The following is a 12052-nucleotide window of genomic DNA, read 5'->3' on the forward strand; positions in this document are numbered from 1 at the left end:
AGCAATGGCTTAGTCGGAGCTGGGTGAGGGGTGGGCGCTCGCGAAGCGAGCGCGCGAGCCTTTGGGCTCGCTCAACCCCTCACCCAAGCTGCGCTAGCCAGCAGGCTGGCACGCTTCGCTAACCCTCTCCCCTGTCCAGGGGAGAGGGAAGAAGTAATGCTGAATGTCGATCGGCCCTAGCGCGGGGCCAGCCGCCGGATGTCCAGCACATCGACCCCGGCCAGCGTGACCGGCCCGAACCGGCCGCCCGCTTCGGCGATGATCCCCTGCGTGGTGGAGCGGACCCGCGTCCACGGGATTTCCTGCACCACCAGCCGACGGCCGCGCAGCTTGATCGCCGCGACCCGGCCGTCGGTTGCTACCGCCAGCGCACCCTGCCCGTCGGCGCCGACCACCGCGCCCGACACCGCAAAGCCCGCCAGCGCCGCCTCGGCCGCCGCGGCGACGTCTTCGGGCGATCCGACGCGCCGGTCGCGGCGGCGGCGGACCAGCCAGCCGATCCCGACGCCGCCCAGGGCCATGCCGACGCCCGCCCCGGCGAGCGCCCAGCCCGCCAGCGTGCCGGTGACGGGCAGGATCATCCCGCCGCGCCCGACAAGGCTTCCAGCGTCGGGCGAAGGCCGGACAGGTCATAGCCCGCGCCCTCGGCCTGCATGACGATCAGCGTGGGATTGCGCCCCGCCTTGGCCGCCGCCAGCGCCCACAGATTGCAGCTGCGCGTGCCCGACCGGCAAAACGCCAGCACCGGCCCCTTGGCCTCGACCAGCGCCTGGGTCATCTGGTCGACCATCTCGTGGCTGAACCCGCCCGGCGTCACCGGGATGGCGGTATAGGCCAGCCCCTGATCCTCCGCCGCGGCCCGGATCGCGTCGCCGGTCGGCTGGCCGGGCTCCTCGCCATCGGGACGGTTGTTGACGATGGCGGTATAGCCCGCCGCCTTGATCGCCGCGACATCCTCGGGAAGGATCTGGGGGGCGACGGCGACGCTTTCGTTCAGAGGACGGATCATGCGGCTCACCTATTCAATGGGCCGTTTCACCGCAACATGCGACACGCCCCATTCCTGTCGAAAAGACGCATCACCGTGCGCATGGCTCCGTCGCGGGGGGAACATCCGCGCCCGCGCCACGTCTGGCCATGATGTATCGTTTGCAGGAGGCCCGTCCATGTCGCTGATCGATCGTCGCCAGGGGCTATGGGGTCTGGCCGCACTGGGCATCGCCACCACGCTGCCGCTGGCCTGGCGCCGCGCCCAGGCCGCCGCCCCCGTCCGGCCGGGCACGCTGGCGGTGGTCGAGAAGGGCGCGGGCCGCGTCGCCTTCTACGGCGTGCCCGACGGGCGCCCGCTGGGCAGCGTCGCGCTGGGCGTACAGCCGCACGAGATGGTCGCCGATCCCGCCGGCCGCTTCGCCTATGTCGGCGGCTACGGGGTCAAGGGCTGGCAGGCGGCGGGCGAAGGCGGGCATCAGCTCTGGGTGATCGACCTCCAGCAGCGGCGACTGGCGCGGACGATCGATATGGCACCCTATCGCCGCTGGCACGGCATGCGGACGGATGCGAGCGGAAGGCTCTATGCGCTGTCCGAAACCGACAGCGTGCTGGCCCGGTTCGACCGCCCCGCCACCGCCGAGACGCCCGACCGGATCATCCCGGTCGGCGGCGCGCGCAGCCATTATTTCGTGGTGAAGCCCGATGGCAGCCGCGCCTATGTCGCCGATACGATGAGCGGCATGGTCATCATGGTGAACCCCGACGATGCCAGCTTCGCGCCGGTCAAGCAGCATATCGGCGCCGCGCCCGAGGGACTGGCGCTCAGCCCCGACGCGCGCACCCTCTATGTCGTCGACCGCCCGGCGGGCATCCTCCATGCCCTCGACGCGGTCACGCTCCAGCCCCGCGCCCGCACGACCCTGCGCGGCGAGGCGGTGCGGGTGATCGTACAGGGCGACGGCCGCCTGATCGTTTCGAACCAGGCCGACAAGAGCCTGACCCGCCACAACCCCGCCACCCTGGCCGAGGAAGCCCGCCTGCCCCTGCCCGCCGCCGCACCGGGGCTGAACCTGCCCGATGGCGGGTCGATCCTCTATGCCGCGCTGGACGACGACCGGATCGCGATGATCGATCTGGCGCACTGGCAGGTCATCGGCACCTTCGCGACCGGCGATGCGCCCGACACGGCGGTCCTGCTGTGACGCGCGCGATCCCGTCACCGGCTCTTTGCCTGACCGCCGCTTTGCGGTAGCGGTGCGGGGATGGCGGCCAAAATCTCCTGCGATGTTGCGATCATTGGCGCGGGGCTGGCGGGCGGCCTGATCGCGCTGGCGCTCAAGGCGCGCCACCCGTCGATGGACGTGCGCCTGGTCGATGCGGGTGAGACGATCGGCGGCAACCATCTCTGGTCCTTCTTCGGCAGCGACGTCGCCAAGCGCGACCGCTGGATCGTCGAGCGGGTCGTGGCGCATGGCTGGCGCAGCTATGACGTGGCCTTCCCCGCCCATGCCCGCACCCTCGACCAGACCTATTATTCGATCGAAAGCCACCGGCTCGACGCCGAGGTGCGCCGCGTCCTCCCCCCGGAGGCGCTGATCCTGGGGCGCAAGGTGCTGGCGGTGTCGGCCACCGCGGCGGTCTTCGCCGATGGCGACCGGGTGGAGGCGACCGGCGTCATCGACGCGCGCGGCGCGGGCGACCTGTCGGCGCTGTCGTGCGGATGGCAGAAATTCGTCGGGCAGGAGCTGCAACTGGCGCGCCCACATGGCTGCGAACGGCCGGTGGTGATGGACGCCACCGTCAAGCAGGTCGACGGCTATCGCTTCGTCTATGCGCTGCCCTTCGCCGAGGACCGGATCTTCGTCGAGGACACCTATTACTCCACCTCCTCCGAGCTGAACCGCCGCGCGATCGTCCAGCGGATCGAGCGTTATGCCGACAGCCGCGGCTGGATCACGCAGGCCGTCGTGCGCGAGGAGGCGGGGGTGCTGCCGGTCGCGATGGGCGGCGATTTCGACGGCTATTGGCGCAGCGGCGGGGCCCGGACGCCCAAGGCCGGGATGCGCGCCGGGCTGTTCCACCCGACCACCGGCTATTCGCTGCCCGATGCGATCCGCATGGCCGCGATGCTGGCCGAACGCCGCGACTTTGCCGGGGCCGATCTGCACGACGCGACCTATCGCATGGCGCGCGCGGCCTGGGATGCGCGCGGCTTCTACCGGATGCTCGACACGATGTTGTTCAAGGCCGCCGAGCCCGATGAGCGATACCGTGTCCTCGAACGTTTCTATCGACTCCCGCCCGACCTGATCGGGCGCTTCTATGCGGGGCAATCGACCATGGCCGACAAGGCACGAATTCTGACCGGACGGCCGCCGGTGCCGATCCTGCGCGCCATCGCCGCGCTGCGCGGCCATTCGGGGGGCCGCGCATGAAGACCGCGGTCGTCATCGGATCGGGCTTTGGCGGCCTGGCGCTGGCCATCCGCCTGCAATCGGCGGGCGTGCAGACCACCATCGTCGAGGCGCGGGACAAGCCCGGCGGGCGTGCCTATTATTGGGAGCGCGACGGCTTCACCTTCGATGCGGGTCCGACGGTCATCACCGATCCGGCCTGTCTGGAGGAACTGTGGGGCCTCACCGGCCGCAGCATGTCCGAGGACGTGCAGCTCGATCCCGTCAGCCCCTTCTACCGGCTGAACTGGGTCGACGGCACCAATTTCGACTATAGCAACGACGACACCCAGCTGCGCTCCGAGATCGCCAAGCTGAACCCCGACGATATCGCGGGCTATGGCCGGTTCTTGGACTATGCGGCGGGCGTTTACCGCGAAGGCTATGAGAAGCTCGGCCATGTCGCGTTCCTCGACTTCGCATCGATGATCAAGGCCGCGCCCTCGCTGATGAAATATCAGGCGTGGAATTCGGTCTACACGATGGTGTCGAAGTTCGTGCAGTCGGAAAAGCTGCGCCAGGCGCTGTCCTTCCACACGCTGCTCGTCGGCGGCAATCCGATGACGACCAGCGCCATCTATGCGCTGATCCACAAGCTGGAGCGCGACGGCGGCGTCTGGTTCGCGCGCGGCGGCACCAACCGGCTGGTGGCGGGCATGGTCGCGCAGTTCGAGCGGATCGGCGGCGTGCTGCGGCTGGGCGACCCCGTCACCCGGATCGAGACGCTGGGCGACCGCGCGACCGGCGTGGTGACGAAGAGCGGCCTGACCATCCAGGCGGATGCGGTCGCGACCAATGCCGACATCATGCACAGCTATCGCGACCTGCTGTCCGACAACCGCTCGGCGCGGCGGACGGTCAATGCGCTGGAGCGCAAGCGCTACTCGCCGTCGCTGTTCGTCGTCCATTTCGGGATCAAGGGCGCATGGCCGGGCATTCCGCACCACATGATCCTGTTCGGTCCGCGCTATAAGGGCCTGCTGACCGACATCTACGATACCGGCGTGCTGTCGGAGGATTTCTCGCTCTATCTCCACCACCCGACCGTCACCGATCCCAGCCTGGCGCCGGAGGGGCACTCGACCTTCTATGCGCTGGCCCCGGTGCCGCACATGGGCAAGTTCCCGATGAACTGGGACGAGGTCGGGCCGATCCTGGAGAAGCGTATCCTGGACGAGGTGGGTCGCCGCCTGATCCCCGACATCCACGATCGGATCGTGACCAAATTCCATTATGCGCCGTCGGACTTCGCCACCGACCTGAACGCGCATATGGGCTCGGCCTTCTCGCTCGAACCGATCCTGACCCAGAGCGCCTATTTCCGGGTCCATAATCGCGACGATTCGATCCCGAACCTGTATTTCGTCGGCGCGGGCACCCATCCGGGCGCGGGGATTCCCGGCGTGGTCGGAAGCGCCAAAGCGACGGCGGCGCTGATGCTGGAGCGCAAGTAAAGGCTCCCCTCCGTTCCGCCGGACGGAGGGGAGGGACCGGCGGCCTGATCTCATAGCGGCACGTCCCCGCGCACCGAAAAAGGCCGATCCGGTCACAAGGCCGCCATGATTGCGCGGGATCGAACCGATGTCGCAACGACACCGGGAGAGTTCACGATGCGCCGCCTTGCCTGCCTGCTATCGGCCACCCTGACGGCGGCCGCGCCGTCGCCATCGGAACGGGTGATCGCCCCCGATGGTCGCGAGACGCTGTCGGTCAACGGCATATCGCGCACCGTGCTGGTCGATCCGGCCGCACTCGGCATTCCGATCATCACCCAAAGCTATGCCCAGGCGGCGGGGATGAAACCCGGCATGATCGAGATCGGCTTTCGCGTCGGGCCGGTGAGGATCGACGGCCACACCGCCGTCGCCAGCATCCGCTCGGGCCCCGGCGAGCCCTTCAAGCGGCGGATCGCCTTTGCCGAGCCGGCCTATGCCAAGGGCTTTGACGGGGTGTTCGGCCCTGCCAGCCTGGCCGATCCGGTCATCCGCTTCCGCCTGCGCGATCCACAACCGGGCGAGCGCCTCGTCAGCCTGCCGATGGTCGGGGGCGGCGGCATGTTCGGCAACTGGGGATCGCGCTATGTGGTCATCACGATCGAGGGCGAGCCGATGCGGGTCATCCTCAACCCGCGCAATCCGCGCAGCACCACCAATGCGGGCGGTGCGGTGCGGCTGGCCCGCGCCTATGGCGGGCAATTGTCGGGCACCCCGACGGAGCAGGAGATCGTCTTCGGCGTGACGCGCCCGATCCGGACGATGACGTTGCGGACGCCGGTGCAGGTCGGTCCGTTCGCGATGGCGCAGCTGGGCGTGCGGACCGTCGATTTCGGCAGCACCGCCACCATCGCCGATGCCGACGCGCCGGGCGATCCGGACGAGGTCGTCGTGACCGGCAAGGGCAAGCACGACCCCAAAAGGGACTGGCTGTCGATCGGTGCGGACCAGCTGAACCGCTGCTCCGCGATCATATTCGACAAGCCCGCCCGGCAGGTCCGGCTGAGCTGTCTCTGATCCCCCCTCCCCGCACCGGGGAGGTGGTTCACGCCAACAGCGCGTCGGCTTCCTCGGCCTGCTCGACCTCGGCGGCTTGGCGGGCCCACATCTCGGCATAGAGGCCGCCCCAGGCCAGCAATTCGCCGTGCGTGCCCCGCTCCGCCACGCGACCGCCGTCGAGGACGACGATCTGGTCGGCATGGACGATGGTCGACAGCCGGTGCGCGATGACCAAAGTGGTGCGCCCGCGCTCGATCGCCTGGAGCGTCGCCAGGATGTCCGCCTCGGTCCGGCTGTCTAGCGCGCTGGTCGCTTCGTCCAGGATCAGGATGGGCGGATCCTTCAGCAGGGTGCGCGCGATCGCCACGCGCTGCTTCTCGCCGCCCGACAGCTTCAACCCGCGCTCGCCGACCCGCGTCGCATAGCCCTGGGGCTGGCGTTCGATGAAGTCGGCGATGGCGGCGCCCTTCGCCGCGCGCTCCACCTCGGCCTGGTCCGCGCCCTCGCGGCCATAGCCGATATTATAGCCGATCGTGTCGTTGAACAGCACCGTGTCCTGCGGGACGATCCCGATCGCGGCGCGCAAGCTATCCTGCGTGACGGCGCCGACCGCCTGTCCGTCGATGGTGATCGCGCCCTGGTTCACATCATAGAAGCGATAGAGCAGCCGCGCGAGCGTCGACTTGCCCGCCCCCGACGGCCCCACCACCGCGCAGGTGGTCCCCGCCGGAATGTCCAGTGTCAGCCCCTTCAGGATGGGCCGGTCGGGTTCATAGCCGAAGACCACCCGGTCGAAGCGGACATGCCCGCCCGTGACGGCCAGCGGCGCCGCGCCGGGGGCGTCGATCACCTCGGCGGGCGTGTCGATCAGGTCGAACATCGCACCCATGTCGATCACCCCCTGGCGGATGGTGCGATAGACCATGCCGAGCAGGTCGAGCGGGCGGAACAGCTGCGACAACAGGGTCGAGACGAACACCACGTCGCCCGGCGAGGCCGCCCCCCGGCTCCATTCGCGCACGACCCAGGCCATGGCGAAGCCCAGCATCAGGCTGGTGATCGCGGCCTGCCCGACGTTCAGCCAGGCCAGCGAGTTCTCCGACTTGGTCGCGGCGCGCGCATAGGCCGCGACGCCATTCTCGTACCGCTTCGCCTCGCGCTCCTCGGCGTTGAAATATTTGACCGTCTCGAAGTTCAGCAGCGAGTCGACCGCATGGGCGACCGCGCCGGTGTCGAGATCGTTCATCCGGGTGCGCAGCGCATTGCGCCAGTCGGTCACCTTGCGGGTGAAGACGATATAGCCGACCACCATCACCAGCGTGGTGACGACCAGCACCGGCCCGAAGCTGCGCCCGAAGATCGTCAGCACCAGCCCCAGTTCCAGCACCGTCGGGGCGATGTTGAACAGCAGGAAATAGAGCATGGTGTCGATGCTCTTGGTCCCGCGCTCGACCACCTTGGTCACCGCGCCCGTCCGCCGCTCCAGATGGAAGCGCAGCGACAGCCGGTGGAGATGCCGGAACACATCGGCGGACAGCCGCCGGGTCGCGTCCTGCCCGACCATCTCGAACACCGCATTGCGGAGATTGTCGAACAGCGTCGTTCCGAACCGCGCCGCCGCATAGCCGATGACCAGCAGGACGACGAGCATCGTCGCGCTCCGGTCCCCGCCCGCCATCCGGTCGATCGCATATTTCAGCGTATAGGCCGCACCCAGCACCTGGATCAGCTTGGACACCACGACCAGCGCCATCGCCCCGACGATCCGCACGCGCAGGGCGGGCGCTCCGGCAGGCCAGAGATAGGGCAGGAAACGGCGAAGCGTCGGGATCAGCGGCCGGTCGGGGGCACCGGCGGTAGGGTCGAGTGGCGGCATGTCGACCCCATGTCGGCGGAACGGGGGCGAAGTTCAATGGGGGCTGTCGAGGGGAGATCGCGGACGTGTAGCCAGCGGCGTTCCCTCCCCCATCCCCTCCCGCCTGCGGGAGGGGAGCGGCCAGGGGCGCTTTACTGAGAAGCAAGGTCTGCGGGTAACGGCATGTCCTGTAAGACTCCCCTCCCGCAAGCGGGAGGGGTTGGGGGAGGGCAAGGGGTCTCACCGAGCCCCCGGTCGCCCTTACAATCCCTTCACGAACTCCGCCCCATGCTTCACCTGCGCGGTCGAGGCCTTCAGCGTATCCCCGATCGGCTCGGCACGGCCGCCCAGGCACGGGCCCAGGAAATTCTCCGCCACCGCGTTGAAGGCGATGTTGTTGGCGGGCCGGGCAAAGCCATGGCCTTCGTCGGGGAAGAGGACATAGGTGACGGGGATGTTCTTCGCCGCCATGGCCGAGACGATCTGGTCGCTTTCCGCCACATTGACGCGCGGATCGTTGGCGCCCTGCCCGATCAGCAGCGGCTTCTTGATCCGGTCGACAAAGGTCAGCGGCGAACGCTCCTTCAGCAGCGCGCGGCCTTCCTCGGTCGTGGGATCGCCCATCCGCTTGTAGAATTGCTGCTTGCCCGCTTCCCAATAAGGCGGGATCGTCTTCAGCAGGGTGAACAGGTTCGACGGGCCGACAATGTCGACGCCGCACGCGAACTTGTCCGGGGTGAAGGTCAGGCCCGCCAGCGTCGCATAGCCGCCATAGGATCCGCCCATGATCGCCACCTTGTCGGGCACGGCCACGCCCTGCTTGACCGCCCAGTCAACCGCGTCGATCAGGTCGTCATGCATCTTGCGGCCCCATTGCAGGTCGCCCGCCGAGATGAAGTTCTTACCAAATCCGGTCGAGCCGCGATAATTGACCGACAGCACCGCATAGCCGCGATTGGCGAGCCACTGGTGATAGCCGTTATAGCCATAGCCGTCGCGCGCCCAGGGTCCGCCATGGACGAACAGCACCATCGGCACCGGCCCGGTCACGCCCTTGGGCCTGGTCAGGTACGACACCAGCGTCAGCCCGTCGCGCGCGGGGATCTCCACCGCCTCCATCGGCACCAGCGGCGCATCGGCCAGCTCGGGGCGGCTGACATAGAGTTGCGTCAGCTTTTTCGCCTTGCGATCGTAAAGCCAAGTCGAGGCGGGCGCGGTGACCGGATCGAAGGTCACCAGCCATTTGTCGTCGGCATCTGTGCGCGACCCGATCGCGAACTCGCCCTTGTTCTGCGCCTTCAGAAAGGCGAGGTCGGCCTTCACCGCATCGCCGACCGGGACATAGTCGCGCTTCAGGTAATTGACCGAATAGGCCTCGACCCGGCCGGTCCTGGGATTGAACAGCCCGCCGCCGACATCGGCCTTGGGGCTTTCGCCGATCACGGCCATCTTGCCGCTGCCCATGTCCTGCGCCATCAGCGCGGCGGTGTTCCGGCCCCGGCTGTCCATCCAGTAGAGCGTCTTGCCGTCCACCGTGAAGCCCAGCGGCGAGGTGGTCAGCGAATCGTCCAGCCCGAACTGCACGACCGGCGTCGCCTCGACGGTGGTGCCGTTGACCCGGTAATAGTCGGAACCGCCATCGGGCCGCGCCTTGGCCGCCATGCGCAGGTGCAGCTGGTCGTCGGCGAGGAACCCGGCATAGCCGTCATTCTGCATCACCTTGGTCAGCGCGCCGCTGGTCAGGTTCAGCTCGTACACGTCATGCCAGCGCGGATCGCGATTGTTGACGCCGACCAGGATACGGTCCTTGATCGTCTCGCTGGTGCCGACGATCTGGACGCGCGTCTTCTCGAACGGGGTCAGCGCCTTTTGCTCGCCGGTCGCGACATTGACGCCGTAGAGCAGAAAATTCTCGTCGCCGCCCTTGTCGTTGACGAACAGGATCGACTTGGAATCGGGTGACCAGAAGGCCTGGCGGATCGGGCGCCCCTTCTCGGCGGTCAGCGGCCTGGCCTGGTCGGGCGTGGCGATCGGCGCGACCCAGACGTTGAGCACCCCGTCGCGCGGCGCGATGAAGCTGATCCACTTGCCGTCGGGGGACAGCTGGCCGCCAACCTTGGTCGGATTGCCGAACAGCTTGGCACGTTCGATCAGCGGCACGTCCGCCGCCATCGCCGATTGCGCCACCATCATCGCGGCCCCGGCCGCCAGCAAAGCCTTGAACACCATATCATGCTCCCACCCTATGACTGTATTGGTGAAGCATGACACCGCTGTCGCCATCCGACAAGCGCGATTTTGGAACCGCTGGCCGCCGCCCGGCGTTTTCAGGACCAAGTGGAGGCGGTGATATGCAGCCGATTTTCTATGTGATGGCGATCCTGGGCTGCGGCGACGGCAGCACCGATTGCACCGAGGCCCGAATGGTCCCCGCGCGCTATGAAACCATGGCCCAGTGCCGCGCCGATCTGGCCAACCGGATCGCCGCCAACACCGACGTCCCCTTCCCCGTCATCGGCGCGGACTGCCGCCGGGTCGGCGCACAAATGGCGAAGGCCGAGCGCAAGCCGTCGCGGGGGTGAAGGCTCCCACGCGGTTCAGCCTGAGCGGGATATGAGATCAGCGGAGGGAGTGAATCAGCGCGGCCGGGTCCATAAAGTCGGGTCGCGTGGGACGATCGTCATGCTACCCCGGCGCGCCGCCTGTACGCTGGCGGCGGCCATGAAGCGCAGCTTCTCCGCCTTGCTGGTCCCGACCCGCGTGTCCCAGGCCCGCCGTCCGCGCCGGGCGACCTTGCGCCCGATCGCGCCATAGATCGCCGCCGCCGACAGCACCGCCCAGGCGGAGCGATAGGAGAGCGCGGGCGTCCCCATCCGCGCGCTTGCCTCGAATCGCGCCGCCTGGTCGGTGAGGCGGCGGGCCAGCGCGCTCAGCCCCGGCCGGTGCGAGGGCGCCATGATCGCGTCGGGCGCGATGCTCTTATAGGCCAGCCACTGGCGCGGCAGGTAATGCCGCCCCGCGCCCGCATCCTCGGCGATGTCGCGCGCGATATTGGCGAGCTGGAACGCCATCCCCAGATCGCAGGCCCGGTCGAGCACCGCCTCGTCATCGGGTGCCACGCCCATCGTCACCGCCATCATGCAGCCGACGACGCCCGCGACATGATAGCAATAGCGATAGAGGTCTTCGTCGCTGTCGGGCCGCCAGTTCTCGGCATCCAGCGCAAAGCCCGCGATCAGGTCGCGCGGCCAGCGATGCGGCATGCCCGTCTCCGCCGCCACGACGCGCAACGCGTCGAACGCCGGATCGCCCACGACCCGCCCCGCCAGCGCCGCCTCGGTCTTGTCGGTCAGCTCGGCCAGCCGCGCGGGCGCATCGGCGACGCGGGTCATGCCATGGCCGTGATCCTGCCCGTCGGCGATGTCGTCGCAGCGGCGGCACCAGGCATAGAGCAGCCAGGCGCGCTCGCGCGTCGCGGGATCGAACAACAGGCTGGCCGCCGCGAAACTCTTCGAGCCCTTCGCGATCGATTCGCGCGCCGCCGCGACCAGCCTTGCACGCTCGTCGGGGTCGGCGGCGTGGTTCACAGATCGTCCGCGTTCATGCGCACGATCGGCTGGGTCGGGACATGCGCGGTCATCTTCGCCAGCAACCCGTCGAGCGTGGTATCGACGATCAGCAGCTCGCGGTGCTGCGGCCGGAGGAACCCGACCTCGCCCATCTTGTCCCAGAAGGCGACGAGATGATCATAATAGCCGCCCGTGTTGAGCAGCCCGACCGGATCGGCATGATAGCCGAGCTGCGCCCAGCTCAGCGCCTCCCACAGCTCGTCCATCGTGCCGGTGCCGCCCGCGATGGTGATGAAGCCGTCGGACAGGTCGGTGAACGCCTTCTTGCGCTCATGCATGCCGGGCACGACGTGCAGCTCGGTCAGGCCGCGATGCGCGACCTCGGCATCGACCAGCGCCTGCGGGATGATGCCGATCACCTCGCCCCCGGCCGCCAGCGCCGCATCGGCGACCGCGCCCATCAGGCCCAGCCGTCCGCCGCCATAGACGACGCCGATCCCCCGCTCCGCCAGCCCGCGCCCGACGCTCCGCGCCATTTCGATATAGAGGGGGTCGCTGGGGGTCGCCGACCCGCAATAAATGGCCAATCGCTTCATGGTGACGAGCGCTAGGCGATGGGGCGAGACGGGGCAAGCGGGTTACGGCGAACCGCCTGTCCCTGCCCGCCCACCACCCGTACTGCATGAAAAAACG

At 68.4% G+C, this 12052-nt stretch carries 11 protein-coding genes; 5 read left to right on the forward strand and 6 right to left on the reverse strand.

The features are described from left to right. Positions 1-176: 176 nt before the first annotated feature. Complete coding sequence (locus ACFX59_RS14915; RefSeq protein WP_387433232.1) at positions 177-581, reverse strand: hypothetical protein; 405 nt, start codon at positions 579-581, stop codon at positions 177-179. Next, positions 578-1009, reverse strand: a complete 432-nt coding sequence (locus tag ACFX59_RS14920) for a TIGR01244 family sulfur transferase (protein ID WP_307101161.1) — start codon at positions 1007-1009, stop codon at positions 578-580. The genes ACFX59_RS14915 and ACFX59_RS14920 overlap by 4 nt, the downstream gene beginning before the upstream one ends. 157 nt (positions 1010-1166) lie before the next feature. On the opposite strand from ACFX59_RS14920, the gene ACFX59_RS14925 reads away from it, so the two are divergent. The 4 genes from ACFX59_RS14925 to ACFX59_RS14940 all read left to right on the forward strand — a co-directional run bounded on the left by ACFX59_RS14925 (position 1167) and on the right by ACFX59_RS14940 (position 5953). Continuing rightward, a complete protein-coding gene (locus ACFX59_RS14925; protein WP_387433234.1) occupies positions 1167-2192 on the forward strand; it encodes a twin-arginine translocation pathway signal protein in 1026 nt (341 codons plus the stop codon). Positions 2193-2252: 60 nt separating this feature from the next. After that, positions 2253-3425, forward strand: coding sequence for a lycopene beta-cyclase CrtY (gene crtY / locus ACFX59_RS14930; RefSeq protein ID WP_309697823.1), 1173 nt, complete (start codon positions 2253-2255; stop codon positions 3423-3425). Continuing rightward, the gene (locus tag ACFX59_RS14935; RefSeq protein WP_387433237.1) at positions 3422-4897 is read left to right on the forward strand and encodes a phytoene desaturase; all 1476 of its coding nucleotides are present in this window, start codon (positions 3422-3424) and stop codon (positions 4895-4897) included. Before crtY ends, ACFX59_RS14935 begins: the two co-directional genes overlap by 4 nt. A gap of 156 nt (positions 4898-5053) precedes the next feature. Next, a complete protein-coding gene (locus ACFX59_RS14940) occupies positions 5054-5953 on the forward strand; it encodes a hypothetical protein (protein WP_387433239.1) in 900 nt (299 codons plus the stop codon). 28 nt (positions 5954-5981) lie between these two features. Here the strand turns inward: ACFX59_RS14940 and ACFX59_RS14945 are convergent, their stop codons facing one another. Both ACFX59_RS14945 and ACFX59_RS14950 read right to left on the reverse strand, forming a co-directional pair. Beyond that, a complete protein-coding gene (locus ACFX59_RS14945) occupies positions 5982-7811 on the reverse strand; it encodes an ABCB family ABC transporter ATP-binding protein/permease (protein ID WP_387433241.1) in 1830 nt (609 codons plus the stop codon). A 240-nt stretch (positions 7812-8051) separates the two neighbouring features. After that, a complete protein-coding gene (locus ACFX59_RS14950; protein WP_387433244.1) occupies positions 8052-10019 on the reverse strand; it encodes a S9 family peptidase in 1968 nt (655 codons plus the stop codon). Between the two features lie 122 nt (positions 10020-10141). Here ACFX59_RS14950 and ACFX59_RS14955 point away from each other — a divergent pair, with 122 nt between their 5' ends. Further along, a complete protein-coding gene (locus ACFX59_RS14955; RefSeq protein ID WP_307101176.1) occupies positions 10142-10372 on the forward strand; it encodes a hypothetical protein in 231 nt (76 codons plus the stop codon). A gap of 54 nt (positions 10373-10426) precedes the next feature. Here the strand turns inward: ACFX59_RS14955 and ACFX59_RS14960 are convergent, their stop codons facing one another. Next, positions 10427-11377 carry a phytoene/squalene synthase family protein gene (locus ACFX59_RS14960; protein WP_387433247.1) on the reverse strand — a complete coding sequence of 317 codons (951 nt, stop codon included), beginning with the start codon at positions 11375-11377 and terminating at the stop codon, positions 10427-10429. After that, positions 11374-11955, reverse strand: coding sequence for a TIGR00730 family Rossman fold protein (locus ACFX59_RS14965; protein WP_307101180.1), 582 nt, complete (start codon positions 11953-11955; stop codon positions 11374-11376). Before ACFX59_RS14965 ends, ACFX59_RS14960 begins: the two co-directional genes overlap by 4 nt. Positions 11956-12052 lie beyond the last annotated feature (97 nt).

It is taken from the genome of Sphingomonas sp. NCPPB 2930 (genome assembly GCF_042867205.1).
Lineage (GTDB): Bacteria > Pseudomonadota > Alphaproteobacteria > Sphingomonadales > Sphingomonadaceae > Sphingomonas.

Bases quoted from the DNA above. Each gene is read 5' to 3' on its own strand.
- ACFX59_RS14915 (WP_387433232.1), bottom strand. From the start codon at position 581: ATGATCCTGCCCGTCACCGGCACGCTGGCGGGCTGGGCGCTCGCCGGG.
- ACFX59_RS14920 (WP_307101161.1), bottom strand. From the start codon at position 1,009: ATGATCCGTCCTCTGAACGAAAGCGTCGCCGTCGCCCCCCAGATCCTT.
- ACFX59_RS14925 (WP_387433234.1), top strand. From the start codon at position 1,167: ATGTCGCTGATCGATCGTCGCCAGGGGCTATGGGGTCTGGCCGCACTG.
- crtY (WP_309697823.1), top strand. From the start codon at position 2,253: ATGGCGGCCAAAATCTCCTGCGATGTTGCGATCATTGGCGCGGGGCTG.
- ACFX59_RS14935 (WP_387433237.1), top strand. From the start codon at position 3,422: ATGAAGACCGCGGTCGTCATCGGATCGGGCTTTGGCGGCCTGGCGCTG.
- ACFX59_RS14940 (WP_387433239.1), top strand. From the start codon at position 5,054: ATGCGCCGCCTTGCCTGCCTGCTATCGGCCACCCTGACGGCGGCCGCG.
- ACFX59_RS14945 (WP_387433241.1), bottom strand. From the start codon at position 7,811: ATGCCGCCACTCGACCCTACCGCCGGTGCCCCCGACCGGCCGCTGATC.
- ACFX59_RS14950 (WP_387433244.1), bottom strand. From the start codon at position 10,019: ATGGTGTTCAAGGCTTTGCTGGCGGCCGGGGCCGCGATGATGGTGGCG.
- ACFX59_RS14955 (WP_307101176.1), top strand. From the start codon at position 10,142: ATGCAGCCGATTTTCTATGTGATGGCGATCCTGGGCTGCGGCGACGGC.
- ACFX59_RS14965 (WP_307101180.1), bottom strand. From the start codon at position 11,955: ATGAAGCGATTGGCCATTTATTGCGGGTCGGCGACCCCCAGCGACCCC.